We start from the raw sequence: 24,319 nt of genomic DNA, 5'->3' as shown, positions 1-24,319 counted from the left end.
ATCGAAAGTACCGTTCTGCGGCGAGTACGCAGATAAATCACATCGAACATTGCATTCACAACGTAATGCAAAGGAGACAACCATGCATGCATTCACCCGGCGCGGCCTCTCCACGCCGATCGCCCCCCATCCGCATTCCAGGCGCCAGCAAAACGCTTGCGCTATTGCCTTGCAAAGCAGGGTCCGCGTCTCTTGTATCCAGAACGATCAGTGCTCACCATGGGAGGTGACATGCGTGTCGGACTGATTGGTGCCGGCCTCATGGGCCGAGGCATGGGACATCGGCTGATCGCCGCAGGCCACTCGCTGGGCGTGGTGGCGCACCACAAGCGGGAGGTGATCGACGAGCTGGTTGCCGCAGGTGCGCGTGAATTCGCGACGCCGGCCGCGCTGGCGCGTGAAAGCGATGCGGTCATAACCTGCTTGCCCGGCACCGCGGCCGTCGAGGCGGTGCTCTTTGACGCGGACGGCGCCGCCGGCGCGGCGCGGGGGCTGCTGGTGATCGACTGTTCGACCTCGCTTCCCGATGCTTCGCGCGATTTCGCCAAGCGGCTGCAACAGCAGGGCCATGCATTCGTCGACGCGCCGGTGACAGGTGGTCCGGCCGAGGCGATGAACGGTCAATTGCTTGGCCTGGTTGGTGGCGAGCCGGAGACGATCGAGCGCGCACGGCCGCTTCTCACCGCATTCTGCGAGTCGCTGCAGGTCTTTGGCGGCATCGGCTGCGGTCACGCCGCGAAGCTCATCAACAACGGCCTCGGATTCGGCATTCTCGGTGTCGTCAGCGAAGTCATTGCGACGGCATTGCAGCAACGCCTCGACATGCCGGCGCTATTGGCAATGATCGCGCGCAGTGGCGGACAGAATCGTGTGCTGCAGGGGTTGACACCGTGGCTGCTCGAGGGTGATGCATCGCGACCGCAGGTAACCGTCGCCACGGCCTTCAAGGACGTCGACTATTACCTGCAGCTTGCGCGCGGTGCCGGCACCGCCGGCCCGGTATTCGAAACCGTACTGGCAGAACTGCGCCGGGCAATCGACGACGGCCACGGGCCTCGGATGCTGCCGGCATATCCGGCCAGCATCGCTGCGCGTGCTGGCATCAAGGCGGCGCCAGAGCGCTGAAGCCTTCTATCTGCTACTCACGTATTCGCAACAAATTTCAATAAGGAGACATCTCATGCATCGGATCATCAAATCGCTTGTCATCACTGCTGCACTGGTCGCAGCCGGCACGGCTGCGGCCCAGACCAAGATTGCCTTTGGCGGCGCGATGCCAACCAATGAGGCGAACTCGCGCGCCAACGTCCAGTTCTTCAAGCGGGTGGAAACGCAGGCCAACGGACAATTGAAGTTCGACGCCAGCTTCGACGGCCAGGTCGTCAACTACCGCAGCACGCTGGGCAGCATCAAGGACGGCCTCGTGGATGCGGGCCAACTGTTTCCTGCCTTCTTCTTCAGTGAGTTGAAGACCCTGAGTCTGTTCGTACAGCTCGGCGCTCAGGCGCTCGATCCCTGGTCAGGCGCAGCCGCGATGAACGAGATGGTGCTGTTGAACTGCCCCGAGTGCGACGCCGAACTATCGCGTTACAAGATCAAGGGACTCTCGTTTTCCGGTAGCGCACCTTTCTACACCATCCTCAGGAATCCGATCAATGACATCGGTGAACTCAAGGGCAAGCTCATCCGGGGTGTCGGACCGTCACAGATATTCATTCAGCAGCTTGGGGCCAGTCCGGCTGCGACCGCACCGTCGGAGGTGTTTGAGGCGATGCAACGCGGCCAGATCGAGGGCGCTATCGCTGGTGTTGATTGGCTGAAGCAGTATGGCCTCGCCGACGTGGCAAAGTTTGTCATCGAACAGCCTACCGGCCATGACTTCGCCGGCCGCATGCCGTTCGTCGCCAGCACCGAGCTCTGGAAGAAACTGAGTGCTGAACAGAAGCAGGTGATCTCCCGGAACCTGCCATTCCTGGTGGCCGAGGCCACGGCAAACGGCGTTGCCGACGGCCAGGAGGCACGACGGTTTGCCGAAAGCAAGGGGGTGAAGTTCAGCCCGGCCGTGCGCGGCTACTCCGAGAAAGTGGCGGCGTTCCGTAGTGCCGACATCGAGCGCATCATCAGCAGCTACAAGAAACAGGGGGTGGAGCGCGCGGACGTTCTGGTTAAAACCTACCTCGAGAAGCTCGCGAAGTGGGAAAAGATCAATGCGGAAACCAAGGGTGACCGCAAGGCGTACGAAGAAGCGTTGTGGCGCGAGATCTTCTCCAAGCTGAAATGAGATCAGTGAAGGAGCCATGTCATGAAGTTCACCATTGGTCTCATGGACCGAATTTCGTCGCTGCTGCTTGTGCTCGGTTGCACAGCGACCTTGCTGATGATGCTGCACGTCTGTGCGGACATCCTTGGGCGCCTGATCTTCAGCCGTCCGATCGGCGGAACACTCGAGGTCGTCACCTACATCTACATGGTCGCAGTCGCCTTTCTGCCCATGGCCGTGGTGCAGCGCCAGCGGCAGCAGATCATCGTAGAGGTGTTCAACCAGCTGCTGCCCAAGAGAGTACTGGCGTTCCTCGACGGCACGGTTGCTATCGTCGGTTGCGTCTTCATGTCCGTACTGGCTTGGTACGCCGGTTGGGATGCGTTGGAAAAGACACTCATCTTCGAAACCGCACCTTCCGAGTTGAACCCGGTTCCCATCTGGCCTGCGCGCTGGATGGTCGTGGCCGGCGCGGCACTGGCGGCTGCTTATCTCGCCGTACAAGCGGTCTCCGATTTGCGTTCCGCCTTTAGCGACACGGAACCTGAAACCGGGCTTGAACCTGAATTTGAAACCTTTACACCGGGCTTGAAGGGGGACGCAATATGAGCAACTTTGAAATTGGCATGTGGGGCATCGGCGTACTTTTCGTCCTCCTCCTTTTGCGCATGCCGATCGCCATCAGCCTTGCGCTCGTATCCGTCGGCGGCATGGCGGCGATCCGTGGCGCGAACGCGGCCTTGGGCTCGTTGGGCACATTGCCATATGATTTTGCTGCCAACTGGACGTTGTCGGCCGTGCCGATGTTCCTCCTGATGGGGGCGTTCGCCTTCCACTCCGGCATGACCGCATCGGTCTACAAGGTCTGCCGGATGTGGTTCTGGTGGGTGCCTGGCGGACTGGCTGTCGCCACGAACTGGGCCAGCACGGCATTTGGCGCAGTGTCGGGATCGAGCGTCGCCGTCACCGCGGTAATGTCCAAGATCGCGATTCCGGAGATGCTGAAGTACCGCTACGACAAATCGCTGGCGACGTCGGTGGTGGCGGCGTCCGGAACGATTGACGCTCTCATTCCTCCGAGCATCGCGTTCATTATCTACTCGTGGTATGCCGAAGTGCCGGTCACCGATCTGTTCATGGCCGGGGTCGTGCCCGGGCTGTTGACCGCTGTGCTTTACACGGTAATGATCGTCACTCGCTGTACCTTGAATCCCAGTCTCGGCCCGCGCGGCGAAAAGGATTTCACCGCTGCGGAGCGGCGTGCCGCCAACTTTGACGCCTGGCCCTTGCCTGTCCTCTTCATCGGCATCTTCGGTACGCTATACAGCGGCGTAATGACCTCGACGGAAGCCGCTGCCGGCAGCGCGATGCTGGCGTGCCTGATCGCAATCGTGCGTGGAGAGATGACTTGGAAAGTGCTACGTGAGAGCCTGTCCGAGTCTGCACTGACGACCGCCTCGCTCTTCTTCATCGTGATCGGTGCGGCCCTCTTCACGCGGTTCATGGCGGTGTCGGGTTTGCCCCATGAGCTCGGAAAGCTGATCACCAGCTGGCAGCCCAGCGTAACGACTTTCATGCTGATTGTCACCGGTACCTACATCGTGCTTGGCATGTTCCTTGAGGGTATCGGGATCATGATGCTGACCCTGCCCATCCTGGTGCCGATCTGCCGCACGCTGGGCCTCGACCTGGTCTGGCTGGGCGTGGTGGTCGTCAAGCTGATCCTGTTGGGGCTGATGCACCCGCCGATTGGCATCCAGGCCTTCGTGGTCAAGGGTGTCGTACGGGACAGCGTCCCATTGACAACAATTTTCCGCGGTCTGCTGTGGTTCCTGGGGATCGAACTGATCATTCTGGCACTGCTCATCATCTTCCCGGAAATCAGCCTTTGGTTGCCGCGCCTCGTCCGGGGTTGATGCGGTGACGACAACGCCGATCTGATGTTGTTTCCCGGCCTGAAATCGACCCACTCAATCCAACTAATTTGAAACGTAATTGTCATGAACCCATTTGAATTAAAGAACGAACAACGCACGCTAGGCGCTTGCCTCTCCATGCAGGCGTCGCTTCGACCGGACAGCGAGTTCATCGTGTTCGGCGATCAGTCCTGGAGCTACCGGCAATTCGACGAATGGGTCACGACCATCGCCGGCGGGCTGGTGGCGCTTGGCCTCAAGAAGGGTGACAAGCTGGCCATCATGCTTCCCAACTGCCCGGAGTTCATGGCGCTGTGGTTTGCGTGCGCGCGCATTGGGCTGGTCGAGGTGACTTTGAACACCGGCTACCGCGGACCACTGCTGCGCCATGTCGTCGAACACTCGGACTCGCGCATGGCGGTGATGTCGCAGGAATATCTCGAGCGATTCCAGCATGAGCTGGTTGGCTTCGGGAAGCTGGAGAAGGTCATCCTGTGGTCGCGCGGATCGACCCAGGTCCCGGATCTCCCGCTTCCGGCCCATCCCTTCGATGTGCTTGAAACGCAATCCGTTCCCTTGCCGGATGTCAGAATTTCCAACCTGGATCCGCTGGCACTCATGTATTCGTCGGGAACCACGGGGCCGTCCAAGGGCATCCTGCTGTGCCATAACTACTTCTGGTGGCATGGCAGCAAGGGCGCAGAAGGGAGGGGCGTCAAGCAAGACGACCGTCTCTACACCTGCCTGCCCCTGTTCCACGCCAACGCCCAGTTGGTCACGGCAATGCCGGTCCTGATGGCTGGGGCAACCTTGATCATCGACGATTACTTCAGCGCATCGACCTTCTGGGAGCGGCTGCGTGCCTGCCGCGCTACCCAGATCAACTACATCGGCGGCATGATCCCCATCCTGATGAAGCAACCGCCGTCCCCGGGAGACCGAAAGCATTCGGTCCGGATGGCCACGGGAGGCGGAGCGCCAAAGGATTTGTGGCTGCAGTTCGAAGAGCGATTCGGCCTGCGCATTCACGAAGGCTATGGTCAAACCGAGAACTGTGTGGCGCTGTCCAATCCGCTCGACGCAACGCGCGTAGGGTCGATCGGACTGCCGATCTGCGGCTATGAGGTGGACCTGGTGGACGACAACGACGAGCCGGTCGGTATCGACACCATTGGCGAGCTCGTGTTCAGGCCGCAGGAGCCTTACATCATGATGGACGGGTACTACAAGAACCCCGACGCCACGATGGCACAAAGCCGCAACCTCTGGTTCCACACCGGCGATCTGATGAAGCGGGACAGCGACGGCTACTACTACTTTGTCGACCGGAAGAAGGATGCGATTCGCCGTCGGGGCGAGAACATCTCGGCGTTCGAGGTCGAAATGGTGGTCAATTCGCATCCCGCAGTGCTGGAATCGGCGGCGATTGCCGTCCCCTCCGAAGTCGGCGAGGACGAGGTCATGATCTGCATGGTTCTCAAACCCGGACAGGAAGTCTCGGCACTTGACCTGATCAAGCACTGCGAGGGTCTGATGCCTTATTACGCAGTGCCCCGTTTTGTTGACTTCCGGACCGAGTTTCCCAAGACACCGACCCACCGCATCGAGAAGTACCGCCTGCGCGAACAGGGCGTCACCCCGACGACCTGGGACCGGGAGAAGGCTGAATACAAGCTGTCCAGGTAACGCTGGGGCTTGCTGACATTGGCGGCGAAGCCGTTCCATCAACTATACAAAGGAATCTTATGAGCACTCTCTTTGGAAAGATTTGCCAGATTGGTTACGTAGTACAGGATATCGAAGCGGCGATGCAGCATTGGCTGTCCATGGGCGTCGGTCCATGGTTCCATGCCGAGAACGTCAACATTGACTACTTCAACTATCGCGGACAGGCTTCCAGCGCCTTGATCGGTGCCGCTGTCGCGAATTCCGGTGACATGCAGATCGAGCTGATCCAGATGAAGAACGATGGGCCCTCCATGTGGAAAGAGTTCGTGGAAGCGGGTGGAACGGGGATCCAGCATATCGCGTACTGGACCAAGGACTACCAGGCTGTTCTGGACCGCGCGCGCTCGCTCGGACACAAGGTCGCACAGGAAGGGCAGATCGGCGGACCGACCGGACGTTTCTGTTATTTCGAATCGGCGTCCACCCCTGGCACGGTGATCGAACTGTCGGACATCAGCGGTCCCAAGGGCCAGATCTTCGAGCAGGTTCGACTGGCGGCCCTCAACTGGGATGGAACCAACCCGATCCGCAAGGTATGAACGTATACACGACACAGTGACGAGGATTAGGAGGATTTTTTGATGCGTGCAATAGTTTCTAACGGCAGTGAAGTCGTTGTTACCGAAGTCGCTCGGCCACAGCCGGGCAAGGGACAGGTTCTGGTTCAGGTGAAGGCCAGTGCGCTGAACCGCATCGATCTGGTGATGGCAAAAGGGGCTGCCCACGGCAGCGCAGGCGGACAAGGCGTGCCCCTGGGCGTCGAATGGGCCGGCGAGATCGTTGAACTGGGCCAGGATGCGGGCGGCTGGCGGGTCGGTGATCGAGTGATGGGTGCAGGCATCGGGGGGTTTGCTGACTTCACTCTAGGATATGCCCCACTGATGTATTCCATTCCGCAAGACATGTCTTACGAGCAGGCCGCAGCGTTGCCCGTAGGTCTTCAGACCATGCACGACGCCATCGCGACCAATGGTGCATTCAAGGCCGGACAGTCGATCCTGGTCCAGGGCGCTAGTTCAGGCGTGGGACTGTCAGGTCTGCAAATCGCGAAAGCGCTAGGTGCCGGATTGGTTATCGGCTCATCGACCTCGGCGGATCGTCGCGCTCGGTTGAAGGACTTCGGCGCGGACGTCGTCGTCGACACCCGCGCGTCGGATTGGGTGAAACAGGTGCTCGACGTCACCGAGGGGAACGGGGTTGATCTCCTCGTCGACATGGTGGCTGGGCCGTATGTCAACGGCGGGCTGGCGGCAACACGTATCGGCGGCCGTATGGTTAACGTCGGCCGCATTGCCGGCGAAAGCGGCGACTTTAATTTCGACTTGCATTCGATGCGCCGCATCAACTATGTCGGTGTGAGCTTCCGCACGCGAAGCCCGGTCGAGGTAGTGGAGGTCGTCACTCGCGCCAGACGCGATCTGGAGCCTTTCATCAGCAAGGGGGAACTGCGCATGCCGATCGACAAGGTGTATCGACTTGATGAAATTTCGCAGGCACTAGAGCACATGGCGACAAACAGCCATTTCGGGAAGATCGTTCTCTCCCACACGTCTTAATCTGATTGAAGGAACAAGAATATGGAAAACGTATACGTCGTCGGCGTCGGCATGACGCTGTTCGGAAGGCTGCTGGATCTGAATATCAAGCAGCTGACAAAGATCGCTGTGGATGCAGCGCTCGAGGACGCGGGCGTGGAGGCCACGAGCCTTCAGGCCGCGTACTTCGGCAACTGTGTGCAGGGGCACATGGAGGGTCAGCACATGATCCGGGGGCCGGTGGCGCTGCGCGCCATGGGTATTGGCGGCATCCCCATCGTCACCGTCGAGAATGCGTGTGCGAGCGCCAGCACCGCCATGCATCTGGCGGTCAACTTTATCAAGGCGGGAGAATGCGATATCGCGCTGGCGGTGGGCGCCGAGAAGATGTATTCGGCAGATCGTGCGAAGATGTTTTCAGCGTTCGATAGCGGATGGGATATCACGCAGGTCGAGGAAAACAAGCGGCGCCTGCTGCAACTGGGGCAGGGGCTGGAAATTCCCGAGGGCACGACTTCGCCCAAGCCATACAGCGTGTTCATGGACATCTATGCCTCTCTCGCGCGCGAGCACATGAAACGTTATGGAACCACCCAACGCCAGCTGGCCGCGGTCGCCGCCAAGAACCACCAGCACTCGCAGCACAACCCGCTGTCGCAGTATCGGGAGCCGTACACTATCGAGCAGGTCCTGGCCGGGCCGCCGATCACCTATCCGCTGACCTTGCCGATGTGCTCGCCCGTTTCGGATGGGGCGGCAGCAGCCATCGTCTGCAACGAAAGTGCGCTTAAACGCCTGGGCCTGGACCGGTCGCGCGCAATCCGCGTCTTGGCTTCCGTGGTGCGGGCCGGCGCGGATCGTGATGTCCATGACGACGCGAATGCCTGTACCGCATTGGCCGCCAGGCAAGCCTATGAGAAAGCCGGTTTGGGCCCGTCCGATGTGTCCGTGGCTGAAGTACATGACGCGACCGCAATGGGCGAAATTGTCCAGACCGAATTCCTCGGTTTCTGTCCGATCGGTGAAGGCGGTCCGTTGGCCGAGCGCGGCGAGACGTCGCTCGGCGGACGTATCCCGGTCAATCCTTCTGGCGGCCTGGAGTCCAAGGGACATCCCATCGGCGCTACCGGTCTGGCGCAGGTTTACGAACTGGTGATGCAGTTGCGTGGTGAAGCCGGCTCCCGCCAGGTGGCTAATGCCCGCGTCGGCCTGGCGGAGAACGGCGGTGGCCTGATCGGGGTCGAGGAAGCGTCGGCGTGCATCACGATCCTTGCGCGTTAAGCCTGTATGCGAGCGCTATCGACATCGGACCGAATCGATAAATTACACAAGACCATGCAAACATCATCTTTTGCTTCTCTCGCCCAATTGGTCAAGTCCAGGGTCAATTCGCCAAGCGAATCGCCGCTCCTGACCTTCGTCGCACATGACGACACTGGCGTCAACCTCGTGGACCATCGTCACTACGACAGTCTCTGGCGTCGAGGGCAGATGCTGGCTCGCGCATTGGCTTCCAGGGGGATGGGGCCGGGCGATCGCTTTGCGCTGCTGATGCAGAACCATGCCGAGTTCGTCGATGCGATCATCGCGTCGTCGATTCTCGGTACTGTGTTCGTGCCGATCGATCCACGTACACGCGGCAAAAAGCTGCAGTACATGCTCGACTTCGTGGAGTGCAAAGGTATCATCGCCGGTTCCTACTGCCTCGACCAATTGATCGAGGTGGCGCCCGAGGTGCCGAGGCTGGAGTGGATGTGGCTGGTCCATGCGGAGGGGCCACGTATGGCCAGCCTTCCGGAGAAAGCCGACTGGCTCGACGCAGTCCTTGTCGATGAGGGCGATGAACTGCCGATTGCGGCGCTCAGCCCGGAGGCGCCCATGCAGATGTTGTTCACCTCCGGAACGACGGGCGACCCCAAGGCTATCATCTGTTCGCACGGCCGATATGCAGCGGCGAGCCTGGGTGTCAGGATGTGCGGGATCGACGCCAACGACCGGATGTACACCGGCTTGTCGCTCACCCACGGCAATGCGCTGCTCTTCACCCTGAGTGGCGCGCTGTATAACCAGATCCCGGCCGTGCTCAGCCGCAAGTTCACCAAGAGCCGGTTGTGGTCCGTGATCCGTGAATTCCGCTGCACGACGCTGAACCTGCTGGGCGGCATGACGACCGCGATCTACAGCGAGCCAAAAAGCCCGGAGGAAGTCGATAACCCGCTTCGCATGGTCATCTGCTCGGGCATGCCAAAGGAACTCTGGGATGATTTCGCGCAGCGTTTCGGCGTACGGATCGTCGAATGGTACGGCGCCGCGGAAGGAGGGCTTACGTTCAATCTTCCCGGCGTCGGCCCCGTCGGCAGCCTCGGCAAGCCGCCGCCAGGCCTGGCCGCCCGCATCCTCGATGAAGAAGATCGGGAGTGCGAACCCTTCCAGCCCGGTGAGATCGTGTTTGCAAATATGGACGGGAGCCCCATCCTTGTCGACTACTACCGCAATTCGGAAGCCTCGGAAAAGAAAACCCGGGATGGCCTGCTGCGCATGGGCGATATCGGCTATCGCGACGAGGACGGCTGGCTCTACTTCATGCATCGCAAGGGAAGCGAACTGCGGCGCAATGGGGAGTTCATCTCGCCCGGCTTCATCGAGAAGGAGGTCTCCGAGCACCCGGATGTCGATGATGTCTTCATCTATGGCGTACCGAGCGCGTCCGGGGTGCCGGGGGAAAAGGACCTGGTCGCAGCTATCGTTGCCCGCAATCCGGCAACGTGGGATTCCGAATCGCTGTTCGCATTCTGCGGGAAGCGCCTGGAGAGGAACAGCGTGCCGACCTACCTTCAGTTGGTCGACGAGATACCCAAGACGGCATCGGAGAAACCGTTGGAGCGTGTGCTGCTTGAGTCGTTCCACCCCGATGCGAACAACGTGTACACCAGATCCAAATAAGCATACTGAGGCCCCCACTATGCAAGACAAATTTTTCAAGCGTCAGCTTGGCAAGACTGGCAGGAACGCGTGTGCCATGGCACTCGGTTGTTATTCGATGAGTAACTCCTACGGGGCGCGATCCGACGCCGAGTCGGTTCAGGTCATTCGCCAAGCCATCGATCGGGGTATCGATCTGATCGACACCGCCGACTTCTACGGATGGGGGCACAACGAGGAACTGGTGGCAAAAGCGTTGGAAGGGCGGCGCGACCGGGTGCTGCTGTCTACCAAGTTTGGGTATGTACGTAGCGGAGAGGGACTTGGGCTTGGACTCCGCAGCGATCCAGCCTATGTCAGGGCGGCGTGTGAGGCTTCCATGCGACGACTAAACACGGATTGTATCGATGTGTACTTCCAGCACCGCCTGGATCCCCAGGTGCCGATCGAAGACACTGTGGGTGCAATGGCGGATCTGGTCAGGGAAGGGAAGGTCCGCTACCTGGGCCTGTGCGAGGTATCGGAGCATACATTGCGGCGCGCGTGTGCCGTTCACGCCATCACCGCCGTACAGGCAGAGTACTCCTTGTGGGCCCGAGAGGCCGAAGAACGCATGCTCGACGTCTATGACGAGCTCGGGGTGTCGCTGATGGCCTTCTCACCGCTTGCGCGTGGCATGCTTTCGGGCAAGCTGCGCAGCCTCGATCAAATGGAATCGGATGACGTGCGGCGGCTGTACCCGCGCTTTTCACCCGAGAACTTTCCGAAGAACGTCATGCTGGTCGACCAACTCGCTGACATTGCCAAGGACATGCACTGCAGTCTTTCGCAGTTGGCATTGGCCTGGCTGTTCAACAAAGATCCCCAGCTGTTTGCGATCTGCGGCTGCGACACACTTGCGTACCTGGATGAGAACTTCGGCGCCTTGAAGCTTCGTCTGGACACTGAAACGATCGAACAAATCGGAAACATATTCGCTCCTGGCTGTATCGCTGGAGACCGGTACCCAGCGGCGATCATGAAGATGCTGGATCGATAAGGCCTGACTTTCCTGGTTTCTTGCCGGCTTGCCCCTTTTTTGGGGAACCACTACACAAATATAGTTGCTGCACTGTGGAGATGCTTACGACCACCAATCCGAGATCACCGCAACGCCACAGATGCCACTCCTATCGGGTTTCTTCTAATCGGCGATTCAGGTGACTTCAAAACCAGGCGCGGCTCCGCGAGTTGGCAGCGGACCATAGCGACGAGGTTGAACTGTTTTGCGCCATGACCCGATCGAACTCGAATGCTACACCTTGGGCTCGGTTTCATAGCGAAGAGCAAGTTCGGAGTTCATAAGTCGTGTGACTTAAAAAGTTAATCATTCTGTCGCACGAATGCGGCGGATGTTGGTGTACGCCAATCCGGCATGACGGAACTAAATCGCAGAAACATGCAAAAGGAGAGATGAAGATGCAAAAGTTCAAGAACAAGGTTGCCCTTATCACCGGCGGAGCGAATGGAATCGGTGCCGCTACGGCGAACCTTCTCGCTCAACAAGGAGCAACAGTTATCGTAGGTGACCTGCGCCCCGTAGAAGATGCCGAATTGATGAGAGCTGCCGGTATCGAGTACGTCAAACTGGATGTCTCCAGCGAATCGGACTGGAAGTCTGTTGTCACCGGCGTGTCGGCCCGTCATGGCGGACTCCATATCCTGGTGAATGCTGCAGGGATCGAAGGCGACGTCACATCGGGCAACCTGGAGCGCATGTCGCTGGATGAATGGCGCCGCGTCATCCAGGTCAATCTCGATGGCACGTTCCTGGGGTGCAGGGAGGTAATGCCGGTGATGCGCAAGCAGGGAGGCGGTTCCATCGTAAACATCTCCTCTCTCGCGGCCTACTACCCAACGCCATACAGTGTCGCTTACGGCGCGAGCAAAGGTGCCGTGACACAGCTAACCAAGTCAGTTGCGCTTCATGGTAGCCAGGGTGGCGTGAAAGTACGCTGCAACTCGGTTCACCCAGGTCTGATCGCGACGCGAATGATTGATAGCATCGCCGCCCAGCTGAATAAAGGCATGGATGCTGCGGCAGCCAATGCCGCACAACAGTACTTCGACCGCGTGCCGCTGGGAGGTGTTGGCAAGCCCGAAGACGTCGCATCATTGATTGCTTTTCTTGCCTCCGATGATGCCGCATACATTACTGGCGCGGAATATACCGTGGACGGCGGCTCGCGTCTGCTGCGCTGAGGCGTCGCTACCTTGCAAATCATAAATGCCCAAAGGAGACACAGCACCATGACTACCGCTTCTTCTACTACTGTCGCTGCCACAGAAACTCAGAGGCTTGCGAGCTTCGCGGCCGGCATGACGTTCGAGCAAATCCCCGCTGCGCTACGGGATTCCGCCAAGGAGCACCTCCTCGACACGCTGGGCGTCGCGATCGCGTCGAGTGGTTTTGGTTTTGCCAAGTCAGCCCTGCAGGGCGTTCTGGCGCTCGGTGAGGGCGGCGCATCGACGGCAATCGGCTTCGGAGACCGGATGTCGGCCGCCTCTGCCGCATTGGTCAACGGCGTCCTCGCCCATGGCCTCGATTACGACGACACGCATATCGCCGCCATTTATCACGCCAGCGCACCGGTCATGCCTGCGGCCCTCGCGGTCGGAGAAGTTCGGGGCGCGAGTGGTAAGCAGGTGCTGTTGTCTTATGTCCTGGGACTCGAGGTCGGTTGCCGCCTTGCCTTGGCTGCGTCCGGCGATTTCATGCGCGGGGGATTCCATCCGACCGCGATCTGCGGGACGTTCGCTGCGGCTGCGACCGCCGGCAAGCTCATGGGACTGAGCGAGCAACAACTGTCATGGGGGCTGGGCATGTGTGGCAGCCAGGCGGCCGGCGTGCTGGAACTCGGCACGTCATGGCTCAAGCGCTTTCACGGCGGCTGGGCGGCGCATGCCGGCGTGATCGCCGCAAGCATGGCCAGGGCCGGCTTCGTTGGGCCTGACACGATGCTCGAAGGTCCACGCGGGCTGTATGCGACGCATATTCGGCGCGTTCCACAGGGCGAACAGTCGCCCACCCACGCGTTGGGTGCGGTGTGGCATGCGTCGGCAATTGCGTTGAAGCCTTATCCGTGCTGCGGCTTCCTGCACGCCGCCGTGGATGCGGCGCTCGAACTGCGCGATCACTTCAACCTGGCCGACGTCGAGCGAATCGAATGCCCCCTGTCACTGGAGTTGCACAAGCTGATCGCCGAACCGCGGGAAGACTGCATTCGCCCGACTGAACCTTACCGCGCCTTGTTCAGCATCCAGTACGTGGTGGCGCTCGCGCTGGTGCGGGGACGTGTCGACCTTGCCGCATTTCACGACGAACCCCTGGACGAGCCTGATGTGTTGGCACTGGCTGCGCGGGTGCAGTGCGTTGACGACCCCCTGAGCGACTATCCCGCCCACTTTCCGGGAGAAGTGATCGTCCACCTGAAATCCGGCCAGATCTTGCGCTGCCGCAAGTCTTCCAGCCTCGGCACGCCCGAGTTTCCGTGGTTGCGGAAGGATATCGTCGGCAAGTTCATGGCGAATGCCACGCGTGTGGTTCCGGAAGCGGCAGCACGGGAGCTGGTCACTCGTGTGCTGGCGATCGAGCAGGAGCACTCGCTTGAGCGGCTGATGAGTCTGGCCTGTCGGCCACGCTAGGCCAGACATATAACAAGGAATGGCGATGATGAAAATTAGAAGGCGGATTGCAGGTACACCTGAACCCATGCATTTCTGGCGCGGATTCGGCGATGTCCGGATTGCCGGAGATTCCTGGGGAGATCCGGCAGCCCCCTTGGTGGTGCTGCTGCATGGAGGCGGGCAGACACGCCATGCCTGGAAACGCATCGGCGAAGAGCTCGGTGCGGCGGGATACTATGCGGTCGCCTTCGATGCCCGGGGCCACGGCGACTCTGATTGGGTTGACGATGGAGACTACAGTCAGGATGCGATGCTCGAGGATTTGAGATGCGTGATCGGCCAGCTGGGCAAGACGCACGCAGCACTGGTCGGCGCGTCGATGGGGGGAGAAACGAGTTTGATCGCTGCAGGTGAACGGAGACTTCATGCCAGCGCAGTGATTCTGGTAGACACGGCTCCGAAGGTCGAAATCGAAGGCGTGCAAAAAATTGGCGCATTCATGCTTCAGAAGCGGGATGGCTTCGACTCGCTGGAAGAAGTGGCCGATGCGATAGCGAACTATCAGCCGCACCGTACGCGACCCAAGGATTTGGGTGGGCTTGCCAAGAATGTGCGTCTTGGCGCGAATGGTAAATACTACTGGCACTGGGATCCGCAGTTTCTGATTGGACTCGAGAAGACGTTTGACCTTGTCAAACGTCAGCAACGGCTAGAGACGTGTGCAAGTCGCGTAGAAATTCCAACATTGCTGGTGCGCGGCGGTATGTCAGACGTCGTCAGTGAAGAGGGCGCGCGCGAATTTCTGCGGCTTTACCCGAAAAGCCAATATGTGAATATCACCAAGGCGAGCCATATGGTGGCAGGTGACCGAAACGACATCTTCGGCGCAGCGATCATCGAATTTCTGTCGCGGGAGGTCCCACCTTCTCCTGCGGACAGGTGATTTTGTGCGAGATACGGGGTTTTCTCCATGATGAACGGCGACGGGACAAATTATCCGCGTAGCAAGCGCATCATGCTCACCCGGAAAAACACGATGGGGAAAAGGGGGTGTGGTCTTTCATTTCGGATCGAACGAGAAACTGCAGCTCGAAGTATTGAAGCTCTATCACCACAGATTCGTGGAAGAGGTGTTCGCCGCGAGCGTGCACCAAGTCAATACGGTTGCGTGCAAAGAATCAATAATTTGCTTATCACGATGAAGCAGCTATGGCAGTAGCGCGCTTAGGCGTCTCGCAGATTTCGAAATATATATTTTTTATAACGACAGGAGGAGAAATGAAAAAATTGCTGGCTTCCATATTGCTGGTACTGACGTCGTCCTTGGGCTTCGCCGCAGAACGAGGAACGCCCGATGAGGCGGTCGCGCTCGTACAAAAGGTTATTTCGTCGCTGAAGCAAAACGGACGCGACAAGACGATCGAGGAAATCAATAACAAGAGCGCGAAATATCTGGACAAGGATTTGTATGTCGCAGTCCTCGACTTGAACGGTGTCGTGCTTGCCAATGGCACCTTTCCCAAGTTGATAGGAAAGGATGTCTTGTTGATGAAAGATGCCGACGGCCGGGCATTTATCAAGGATGGAATGGAAGTGGTCAAGACAAAGGGCAAGGGATGGATCGACTACAAGTGGCCAAACCCAGCGACAGGTAACATCGAACACAAGTCGACCTACATGGAACAAGTCGGCGACGTGGTCATCAACTGCGGGATTTACAAGGGCAAGTGAAGCGGTTCCCTGATGCTTTCTGCCACGAGGTTCGACGACGCCGTGCCAGGACGTCTAACGGCGAGCTTCTATTGGCCGCGCTCCGTGTTTTTTCGAAACACGGGTATGTAGCGACGCGCATGGACGACATTGCCGCAATGGCCGGTATCTCGAAGGGGGCACTATACCTGCACTTCCTGAACAAGGAAGAGTTGTTCAAGGCCGTCGTGCGAGAGAACGCCGGTTTCAATCCTGCCGAGATTGAAACCCTTGTCGAGCGGAGTGAAGTGGATTGCCAACAATTGCTCCGCATTGTTCTGCACGAGATATCGGAACGCCTTTGTCGTACGCCGTTGTCCGACATTGCCAGACTTGTTGTGGCCGAAGCGGGAAACTTTCCGGAGCTATTACGCTTTTATTATGAAGAGGTCGTGGTACCAATCGAGGCGATTGTCACCCGAGTTCTTCTACGTGGTGTCGACCGTGGCGAGTTCCGGATCCACGACGTAGCCCACGGTGCCAGCATCATTGTTGCGCCGATGATGCTGAGTGCGATGTCGCATTCCTCTGAAATGTCCATCGGCAAGGAATGTGGATTGCACGAGGACTTGTTAGCAGACTTGCTTTTTTCCGGCCTGGTGCAAACGAACCCGCCATCAAGCTAGACGTTATCTATGCATGCCGGGCATCGAGCCTCGAGTTCCTTGTGTCGATATTTCCCTCACTGATCGCCTTTATCGGTGCGACGCCTTTCTGGATCAGGATGCTGGTGCTGGCATGGCTGATCTATGCCTGGCCGCCGCTGGCACAGTGGCTTTCGTCCATCCTTTAAGTACCGCCGCCAACGGGCCTCGTGCCGAATGGAGCACGGAGCCCCAAGCGGCACCGTAAATCACCGCTTGGCGGCAGGGGCGGTTCATATTTTCGTCGTCGTCACAATCACGAATCCGCGTTGCCTAACGATTGCTTGCGATATTCGCCGGGCGTCTTTCCCGTCCAGCGTTTGAAGGCGCGTTGAAAGGCACTTTGCTCGGAAAATCCCAGCAAGTAGGCTATGTCGAGGAGGGCCAATGTGTGGTCTGCGAGATAAGTTAGCGCGAGATCGTGTCTTAGTTCGTCAACAAACGTCCGGAAATACAATGCATGCTGCTTTAGCTTCTGGCGTAACACGCTGGGTGGCAGTCCCAATATCTTCGCGACATATCCGACATCTGGCTCACCGTTCCTGAACGCGTTGATAATGACTCGTCGGCAATCAGTGAGCCATTTGGGTTCCGACGGATCCCCAATCTGCGTGAGAAGACGGTCACACAAGGCTGTCATGAGTGCATGGACTCGCGCATCCCCCTGTGGCAGCTTCACATCAAGAAATTCACGATCAAAACATAGCGCTACTTCGTCTGCATCGAAGCGAATCTCGCATCGAAACAAATTCTGGTAGGGCGCAAGATCCGCGGGTGCCGAATGACGGAATGCCACCCAGCGAGGCGACATGGCAGGATTGCCCGTCGTTTGGCGAGCCGTGGTAATCCAACTGGCCATTGCCATCTCATCCAATAGATTGGGAGTCGGCTCACCTTGGTCCATGAAGCTTCGCCAATACCGAATGAATGCGGTTTCGTTTTCCTCCACCCAGATATGGCCGACATTGCTTGCAAGCGCTGTGTAGCGCGCCAGCTGAACAAAAAGTTCCCTCATGTTGGAGCAGCTGAGAACAGCGAAGCCGTAAGCGCCTAGGTAGCGCGGCCTCATTCGCTCCCCAAGGCGAAGACCAAGATGTGGAATCGCGAATTGCGAGACGACATAGGCGCACGCACGTACGAAATCATCACAGGGCAGACGTCCGTCATGATCGTCGAGCAGGCCTGGTTCATTCCCAACTCTGCGAAGCAGGTCTTCAGCCGGAAGGCCAAGCTCCTCACTGTACTCCGTCAACAAACGCAAAACCCATGTCGCAGTGGTGTATCTGCTTCCAATCGGGGGGGATGATTGCGCGCTCAATTCTGATGATTTCATACCGCCGTGTGAGTTGGCATTTGGTGGCTAACTACTTGCCTTTGTCATAGCCCTGCCGCATGCCCTGGTGAGAAAAGTGCATGATGTTGCGTTGGCTCGAAGTGGCAACGCGATTTATTTGTCTCCACGGACGATATTACATAATTTTTCGATCAAGGTTCCTTTTTTTTGTGAGGTTGTTCACGTCTTGATCGGCCCTGCAATAGCGGCATCATCGCTTGCTCGCTTTCCGCCCACTCGCCACGTGTCGGCGGAGTTGACCGACACAGCATCACGTCACTCACGTCGGACCACTTTTTCTCGGGTCAATGATTGCCTGCGTTGCAGTCAATACCAGCGTGAATTCCCGCAGTAATAATCCAATCGTTCTCACCTGCAATGGAGAGGCAACCATTTTCAGACGCTCGCATCTTCGAGAAGTCTGGTTCGGAAGTGGAAAACAATTCTTATTCTAACTATTTGGGAGACACCAATATGATGAAACCAGTCTTGGCACTGGCCGTGCTTGCAACGTTTGCTCCGTTTTGTCACGCACAATCTGCTTCGAATGTATCGATGTATGGGGTAGTCGATGCAGGCGTCGCATTTACCGACAACGGCGCAGCGGCACGATCGAATTCGGTTGGCCTTTCTTCCGGCGTGATGACTGCGTCGTTGATTGGCTTTCGTGGGGTTGATGATCTTGGTAACGGTTTGAAGGCCAAGTTCCAGCTCGAGGCAGGGTTCGATCTCGATACTGGCGCCATGAAAACGTATGCAGGCAATCCGTCGACGGCCACCCCGACTGCGACTGGTGGCGCTGCTGTTAACGGCCTGTTCAATCGCCGCTCCTATGTCGGGCTGGAAGGTGGCTTCGGCAGCGTGACGCTCGGCCGCGACTATACCCCGAACTATTATGTGGTGAGGGATACCGATGTCATGGCCTTGGGACTGTATGGCAACCTGCAGCAAACAGTGGCGTTGTCGGGAACCGGATCTGAACGATTTGGACGCGCGAGCAATGCCGTCTTCTATGAATCTCCTGACCTGGATGGCTTCAAGGCTCGGGTAATGGTCAGCTTCGGTTCGGAAAGCGCAGGCGGCGCGGGAATGCCGCCGTCGGATGCCAACCGCATGTGGGGCGCAAGTGGCATCTATACGATGGGCGGCCTGGTCCTCGCTGGTGCCTATCAGGAACTCAAACTGCCGCTGGTTGCTGGTACGCCAGCGGCATTCACCGGCGGTAGCAGCACTCGCAAAGATCACGTGATCGGCGCGAAATATACGTTCGGGGCCTATACGCTTTCAGCGGGTTACTTCCTGGCGAAGCAGCCTAACAATGCTGACAGTAGTGATGCCTGGTTAGGCGCTTCGGCAAAAATTGGCACAGGTACGGTATACGCCAACCTGCAGCGAATGAAGCAGGAAGCGGTGGCCGGCGCCGCAGCGACCGGGAATGTATTCGGTCTGGGTTATGTACATCCGATGTCGCGCCGCACGTCGCTGTACGCTTCTTACGGCCAACTGAACAACAGCGCGACCGCGGCCTTCCCCCTGATTTCCGGTGACGGAGCAGTAGCTCCCGGCGCACTCAGCGCAGATATCAAGGCGCTGGCAGTCGGTATTCGACACTTTTTCTAAGCACTCCCCCAAGGCGGGCCATGGCGGTCCGCCGGCTTGAGTCCAAGCGACCAATTGTCTCCAAGGTGTGCGTCGCCTGCGCGATGCCTTACCTGGGCTGGATAGCATATTCAGCCCAGGCATTTTTCAGTTCTACATACTCGCGGCTGGTCAGAAGCCATCCGATGCACATGGCAATGCTTGACACTTGAAGCCGGGCAGCTCAACTCGCAGCGCCTCGATCGCCATGCGGTCAGCCAGGCGACGAATGCGATCGTGGCGGACCGTACTTCGTCGGCAAGCAATAAGGGCATCGGGATCATTGAAGCATTGAAGCGTTCTACAAAATACATGCTGGTTCATATCAACTTTTTACAAGGAGACATCTCATGCATCGGATCATCAAATCGCTTCTCATCACTGCTGCACTGGTCGCAGCCGGCACGGCTACAGCCCAGACCAAGATTGCCTTCGGTGGCGCGATGCCAACCAACGAGGCGAACTCGCGCGCCAACGTCCAGTTCTTCAAGCGGGTGGAAACGCAGACCAACGGACAATTGAAGTTCGACGCCAGCTTCGACGGCCAGGTCGTCAACTACCGCAGCACGCTGGGCAGCATCAAGGACGGCCTCGTGGATGCGGGCCAACTGTTTCCTGCCTTCTTCTTCAGTGAGCTGAAGACCCTGAGTCTGTTCCTCCAGCTCGGCCCTCAGCCGCTCGATCCCTGGTCAGGCGCAGCCGCGATGAACGAGATGGTGCTGTTGAACTGCCCCGAGTGCGACGCCGAACTATCGCGTTACAAGATCAAGGGACTCTCGTTTTCCGGTAGCGCACCTTTCTACACCATCCTCCGGAATCCGATCAATGACATCGGTGAACTCAAGGGCAAGCTCATCCGGGGCATCGGCCCGTCACAGGTATTCATTCAGCAGCTTGGGGCGAATCCCGCCGCGACCGCGCCGTCGGAGATATTCGAGGCGATGCAACGCGGCCAGATCGAGGGCGCTATCGCTGGTGTTGATTGGCTGAAGCAGTATGGCCTCGCCGATGTGGCAAAGTTTGTCGTCGAACAGCCTACCGGCCATGACTTCGCCGGCCGCATGCCGTTTGTCGCCAGTACCGAACTCTGGAAGAAACTGAGTGCTGAACAGAAGCAGGTGATCTCCCGGAACCTGCCATTCCTGGTGGCCGAGGCCACGGCAAACAGCGTCGCCGACGGCCAGGAGGCACGACGGTTTGCCGAAAGCAAGGGGGTGAAGTTCAGCCCCGTGCGCGGCTACTCCGACAAAGTGGCGGCGTTCCGTAGTGCCGAGATCGAGCGCATCGTCAGCAGCTACAAGAAACAGGGGGTGGAGCGCGCGGACGTCCTGGTTAAAACATATCTCGAGAAGCTCGCGAAGTGGGAAAAGATCGTTGCGGAAACCAAGGGTGACCGCAAGGCGTACGAAGAGGCGTTGTGGAGCGAAATTTTCTCCAAGCTGAAGTGACACTAGCACTTAGGTCAACAAGTAGCGAAGGTCAAGGCAATACGGTACTGCATCGCGCAGTAATAATCCACCTGCCAGACTGTACTGCCATGAAAGAAGGCGGATGTGCGTTGCGTCGTGCTTGACCCTATGCATCAACTTAGAAAGAAACAGGCAATGAACATTCGCGACGGCCTTCCGGAAGGCGACTGGAAAGTGCTTGAACCTCGCATTTCTCCCATAAACCTTGACGATTGCACCCGCGAACAGAAGCAACTTCTGGCAGAGCTGCGCAAGCTGTCATTTAATGTCTTCCTTTCTCTAGGAAGGACGATATGGAAGCCACCTCACGTGAAAGCCACGGTTATATTCTCACCAGCATAGAAGACTTGTGGGCCCGTGGCCTCAGCAACAGCCTGTGGTATCTCTCGTTCGGGCTGGCCTGCTGCGCCGTCGAAATAATGCAGGCTGCCGCGTCCCGTTACGACATGGATCGATTCGGCATGATGCCCCGCGTCAGTCCCCGGCAGGCGGACCTGATAATTGTCGCCGCCACGCTGCCCAACAAGATGGCGGTTGCGCTACGCAAGGTCTATGATCAGATGCCCGAGCCCAAGTATGTGATCTCGATGGGGTCGTGTGCGAACGGCGGTGGGTATTACCACTACGCGTATTCCGTGGTGTGACGATGCGACCGCATTATTCCGGTGGATGTGTATGTGCCCGGTTGCCCGCCGACGGCAGAAGCGCTCATTTACGGCATCATGCAGCTGCAGCGAAAAATATCGCGCAATAAGGTCATGCGACGCTGAGGTATTCTGACTGTTCTTATCTCTGCAGACATATCGAGATTCGGAATCACGACATCGACCGACAAGGCTAAAGAGCACGAGCGGAACATTCTCTCGTCAACTGAATGTTCTCGCTAATCGAAGTCTATCAGCCCAGTCCGGTAGCCCGCGCATTGCGCTCGCGTTCGAGCTTGGTGATGTAGCGCTGCACTGCAGCCAGCATCGGCGGTCCAGGCTTCACGAACATGCAGCCCATCTTGCGAATTGATTTGCCGCTCGTTAGCGACAGGTCATTCGAATTGCGGATCTGCAGGTCTACCAGGACCGGGCTTCCGCCGGGCAGTTCAAGGCGGCAATCCTTGTAAATACGGCCGATGGTATTGTCGAGCAGCTTTTTTTCATCGATGACGGCGATGCCGCCGCCGCTGATGTCTTTCAAGGTGACGACGACGGTCGCGGCTGCTACGCCCGCTTCTTCGTCCGCCGGTATGCGGATAGTGCAGCGCAACGGTGTGGCAACCGGAGTGGGAACTCGGTAGTGCTCGCGGCGCTGCAAGCGGACCATATTGGTCGGCAAACCGATATACAAGGCCGGTAAATTGTCATACAGGCATTCCTTTACCCTTTCGGCAAAGAAGAAGATACGGATATTGTCGAGCACGGTCTCGAACGAGACATTGTCGCTGTCCAGGATACGCTGGTTGACCAGATTGCTCGGCGCACGGTCGATCACCACCATGCCATTGTCTTCATCCACCTCCAGCACGGAAGTCACAACAGCCTCGGCGCCACCGTCAGCCTGCATGCTGACGAGCTGATTGCGCTCGCTCATTGCGCGCAGCAATCCCACGATTTCGCGGCGGGAATGTACTTGATACGGACTGACATCTTCCGTTCCGAACTTCGAATTGAGTACCATGTATTTTTACTTGTCTGCTGTCTGTTTAGGGGCGAGGCTTGGGGCCCTTTTCACCAGTGTGCTTGATTGCGTCGATATGGTAAAGCCATGCAAGCAATTCCGCCACAACTCTGTACAAGGCGGGTGGAATATGTCGATCCAGATCGACTTGCATCAGCAGCGCAACCATTTCCTTCGACTCATGTACAAAGACCCCGTGCTCGCGGGCACGGCTGATGATCTGCTCGGCGATCAAGCCGCGGCCTTTGGCCACGACGGTGGGAGCGGTATCGCCGGTCTGATAGGCGAGGGCGACCGCATTTTGCGTGGGCGGGGGCCTATTCATCACGCTTGACCAGAAAGGAATCCAGTGGCGAGCCCGCCGCATCCAACCGGTCGGCCAGCAGGCTACGGTACTCGTGCAACATGCCGGCCACGCTATCGCTGCCTGCATGGACCTGCACATGCACGCGATCCCCGACCAGACGGATGCTGGCCGACACGCCACCCAGATGAGGCAATTCAAAACGTACCGCGCTGCTCCATACTGATTGTTCCGCTGCTTCGCCGCCGCTGCGCTCGGGGGTGTCTTCGTTGATTTCCCATTCCATCTGCTGCCCGGGCCACAGTTCGCCCTGCCAGCGAATCTGGTGATTTTCCAGAGTGTTGAGCTGCGAATGAATGATGCGGGCAGCCTCAGGTTCGATGGTGGGCAAGGGGGCTTGCGCACGTGCGAGCACGTCGGCGTCCGTGTTGGCGCCGGATTGCACCTGTGCGTCGCGAATGAGTGTTGTCAGTTTGCCGGCCCCTTCGCTCAACTCGCGTAAGTCGTTCGCCAGGCGCGACAAGTCCAGGCGGTCTCCTTCCGATGGAGACGCGGCTGCCTTCGATTGACCGGGTGAGGTCATGTTCGACTGCGGTTCGCGCGCAAGATCGGACAGACTGCGGCTACCGCTGATCCATTCATGCAGATGCGATTCGTAGAACAGACCGCTGGTCGACAGACCGTCCTGCATCGCCGTTGCAAGTTGTTTCGGGTCGATGGCCGGGGCCGGCAGCAAGGGGGCGTGCGCGTTCACAGCAGGCGAAGCGCCTTGTTGTTGTGCGGATTGCAATAGCTGGCCGATCAGACGGCCGGTCGAACTGAGTGTGGCGGGGGCGCTGCCGCCTTGCTGGGTCAGCAGAAAAGTTGGACGCGGCTCGCGCGCCACGAATACCATGTTGAACATGTCGCCGACTTTCGACCCCACCGGGAGCGCCATGCGCGCCGCAGTGTCGGCCACTCTCACGACAAAGCTGCCGTCATCCAGCATGGATTCGACGGTTGCCTGCAATTCCCGTCCGATAGCAATCTGTGTCAGTCGCCGAAAGACTTCCTGGCGTGCGTCGGTTGCCGATGTAACCGGAGAAGCGGCTTCAAGCGTGGCCAGCGGCCGCGGTGAATTGAGGTCGGCCCGCGGCAGCATGGCCGTCAATTGGTTTGCTTGACCCCGTACGTCTGGGGAAGTTTACGATCACCGCCGGCATTTTTCATGATGGCCGACAGGCGGGCCATCCAGGGTTCCGTAAGGTCGCGGATCTGGCGATCGTCATCCAGGATCTTTTTGATGATCCTGGTTTTCGTTTCGCGCGCAAGTGGAGAGAGCGGCTGGCGCGGCTCTTCGGATTTTTTCAGCATCTCGACCTGGCTGGAACAGCGCGATTCCAGCGCTGCCAGTCTTTCCCAGTCGCCGACACGGGCTGCGGCCAGCATCTGGTCGGTGATATCCGCGACGGTTTCGTACAACGCGATGACTTCCTGGTTATCCATGG

Annotated in this window: 23 protein-coding genes and 1 pseudogene; 19 read left to right on the top strand and 5 right to left on the bottom strand. The window is 58.5% G+C overall.

The annotated features are described in order from the left end of the window. Positions 1-219 precede the first annotated feature (219 nt). The 16 genes from D3871_RS09100 to D3871_RS31295 all read left to right on the top strand — a co-directional run bounded on the left by D3871_RS09100 (position 220) and on the right by D3871_RS31295 (position 16,569). Positions 220-1,125 carry an NAD(P)-dependent oxidoreductase gene (locus tag D3871_RS09100; RefSeq protein ID WP_119768595.1) on the top strand — a complete coding sequence of 302 codons (906 nt, stop codon included), beginning with the start codon at positions 220-222 and terminating at the stop codon, positions 1,123-1,125. 55 nt (positions 1,126-1,180) lie between these two features. Continuing rightward, a complete protein-coding gene (locus D3871_RS09095; protein WP_119768594.1) occupies positions 1,181-2,281 on the top strand; it encodes a type 2 periplasmic-binding domain-containing protein in 1,101 nt (366 codons plus the stop codon). A 21-nt stretch (positions 2,282-2,302) separates the two neighbouring features. Beyond that, on the top strand, positions 2,303-2,869 hold the full coding sequence (locus D3871_RS09090; protein WP_119768593.1) for a TRAP transporter small permease subunit: 567 nt from the start codon (positions 2,303-2,305) through the stop codon (positions 2,867-2,869). Then, complete coding sequence (locus D3871_RS09085) at positions 2,866-4,176, top strand: TRAP transporter large permease (protein ID WP_119768592.1); 1,311 nt, start codon at positions 2,866-2,868, stop codon at positions 4,174-4,176. The genes D3871_RS09090 and D3871_RS09085 overlap by 4 nt, the downstream gene beginning before the upstream one ends. A gap of 84 nt (positions 4,177-4,260) precedes the next feature. Continuing rightward, complete coding sequence (locus D3871_RS09080; protein WP_119768591.1) at positions 4,261-5,862, top strand: AMP-binding protein; 1,602 nt, start codon at positions 4,261-4,263, stop codon at positions 5,860-5,862. A 59-nt stretch (positions 5,863-5,921) separates the two neighbouring features. After that, positions 5,922-6,443: a VOC family protein gene (locus D3871_RS09075; RefSeq protein WP_119768590.1), complete on the top strand. Its 522-nt coding sequence runs from the start codon at positions 5,922-5,924 to the stop codon at positions 6,441-6,443. 42 nt (positions 6,444-6,485) lie between these two features. Continuing rightward, the gene (locus D3871_RS09070; protein WP_119768589.1) at positions 6,486-7,460 is read left to right on the top strand and encodes a zinc-binding dehydrogenase; all 975 of its coding nucleotides are present in this window, start codon (positions 6,486-6,488) and stop codon (positions 7,458-7,460) included. Positions 7,461-7,481: 21 nt separating this feature from the next. Next, positions 7,482-8,720, top strand: a complete 1,239-nt coding sequence (locus tag D3871_RS09065) for a thiolase family protein (protein ID WP_119768588.1) — start codon at positions 7,482-7,484, stop codon at positions 8,718-8,720. Between the two features lie 54 nt (positions 8,721-8,774). Then, positions 8,775-10,382 (top strand): AMP-binding protein, encoded by a 1,608-nt coding sequence (locus tag D3871_RS09060; protein ID WP_119769992.1) that lies wholly within the window; start codon positions 8,775-8,777, stop codon positions 10,380-10,382. Between the two features lie 19 nt (positions 10,383-10,401). Next, positions 10,402-11,400, top strand: coding sequence for an aldo/keto reductase (locus tag D3871_RS09055; RefSeq protein WP_119768587.1), 999 nt, complete (start codon positions 10,402-10,404; stop codon positions 11,398-11,400). Positions 11,401-11,819: 419 nt separating this feature from the next. Next, positions 11,820-12,602, top strand: coding sequence for an SDR family NAD(P)-dependent oxidoreductase (locus D3871_RS09050; RefSeq protein ID WP_158597895.1), 783 nt, complete (start codon positions 11,820-11,822; stop codon positions 12,600-12,602). Between the two features lie 48 nt (positions 12,603-12,650). Continuing rightward, positions 12,651-14,045, top strand: a complete 1,395-nt coding sequence (locus tag D3871_RS09045) for an MmgE/PrpD family protein (RefSeq protein WP_119768585.1) — start codon at positions 12,651-12,653, stop codon at positions 14,043-14,045. 25 nt (positions 14,046-14,070) lie between these two features. Continuing rightward, positions 14,071-14,970, top strand: coding sequence for an alpha/beta fold hydrolase (locus D3871_RS09040; protein WP_338016834.1), 900 nt, complete (start codon positions 14,071-14,073; stop codon positions 14,968-14,970). A 335-nt stretch (positions 14,971-15,305) separates the two neighbouring features. Then, positions 15,306-15,758, top strand: coding sequence for a cache domain-containing protein (locus D3871_RS09030; protein WP_119768584.1), 453 nt, complete (start codon positions 15,306-15,308; stop codon positions 15,756-15,758). Continuing rightward, positions 15,755-16,402 (top strand): TetR/AcrR family transcriptional regulator, encoded by a 648-nt coding sequence (locus D3871_RS09025; protein WP_119768583.1) that lies wholly within the window; start codon positions 15,755-15,757, stop codon positions 16,400-16,402. The genes D3871_RS09030 and D3871_RS09025 overlap by 4 nt, the downstream gene beginning before the upstream one ends. Positions 16,403-16,443: 41 nt before the next feature. Then, entirely contained in the window at positions 16,444-16,569 is a 126-nt protein-coding gene (locus tag D3871_RS31295; RefSeq protein ID WP_274381717.1) for a hypothetical protein, read from the top strand. A gap of 107 nt (positions 16,570-16,676) precedes the next feature. Here D3871_RS31295 and D3871_RS09020 read toward each other — a convergent pair whose 3' ends face one another. Next, on the bottom strand, positions 16,677-17,753 hold the full coding sequence (locus D3871_RS09020) for an AraC family transcriptional regulator (protein ID WP_119768582.1): 1,077 nt from the start codon (positions 17,751-17,753) through the stop codon (positions 16,677-16,679). A gap of 474 nt (positions 17,754-18,227) precedes the next feature. Between D3871_RS09020 and D3871_RS09015 the strand changes: the two genes are divergently transcribed. The 3 genes and pseudogenes from D3871_RS09015 to D3871_RS09005 all read left to right on the top strand — a co-directional run bounded on the left by D3871_RS09015 (position 18,228) and on the right by D3871_RS09005 (position 21,630). After that, positions 18,228-19,373, top strand: a complete 1,146-nt coding sequence (locus tag D3871_RS09015) for a porin (RefSeq protein WP_158597893.1) — start codon at positions 18,228-18,230, stop codon at positions 19,371-19,373. Between the two features lie 368 nt (positions 19,374-19,741). Continuing rightward, positions 19,742-20,839: a TRAP transporter substrate-binding protein DctP gene (dctP, locus tag D3871_RS09010; RefSeq protein WP_119768580.1), complete on the top strand. Its 1,098-nt coding sequence runs from the start codon at positions 19,742-19,744 to the stop codon at positions 20,837-20,839. 314 nt (positions 20,840-21,153) lie between these two features. Further along, positions 21,154-21,630: pseudogene (locus tag D3871_RS09005) on the top strand (NuoB/complex I 20 kDa subunit family protein). 127 nt (positions 21,631-21,757) lie between these two features. Here D3871_RS09005 and D3871_RS09000 read toward each other — a convergent pair. From D3871_RS09000 to D3871_RS08985, 4 genes are read right to left on the bottom strand one after another with little or no spacing between them, the layout of a single operon-like run. Further along, positions 21,758-22,528, bottom strand: a complete 771-nt coding sequence (locus D3871_RS09000) for a flagellar brake protein (protein WP_119768579.1) — start codon at positions 22,526-22,528, stop codon at positions 21,758-21,760. Positions 22,529-22,553: 25 nt separating this feature from the next. After that, entirely contained in the window at positions 22,554-22,853 is a 300-nt protein-coding gene (locus D3871_RS08995; protein WP_119768578.1) for an EscU/YscU/HrcU family type III secretion system export apparatus switch protein, read from the bottom strand. Next, entirely contained in the window at positions 22,846-23,973 is a 1,128-nt protein-coding gene (gene fliK, locus D3871_RS08990; RefSeq protein ID WP_233575653.1) for a flagellar hook-length control protein FliK, read from the bottom strand. The genes D3871_RS08995 and fliK overlap by 8 nt, the downstream gene beginning before the upstream one ends. A gap of 5 nt (positions 23,974-23,978) precedes the next feature. Continuing rightward, positions 23,979-24,317 (bottom strand): flagellar protein FliT, encoded by a 339-nt coding sequence (locus D3871_RS08985; protein ID WP_119768576.1) that lies wholly within the window; start codon positions 24,315-24,317, stop codon positions 23,979-23,981. Positions 24,318-24,319: the final 2 nt, after the last annotated feature.

The sequence above is a fragment of the Noviherbaspirillum saxi genome (assembly GCF_003591035.1).
GTDB lineage: Bacteria > Pseudomonadota > Gammaproteobacteria > Burkholderiales > Burkholderiaceae_D > Noviherbaspirillum > Noviherbaspirillum saxi.
This window is presented reverse-complemented; position numbering and strand designations above follow the sequence as displayed.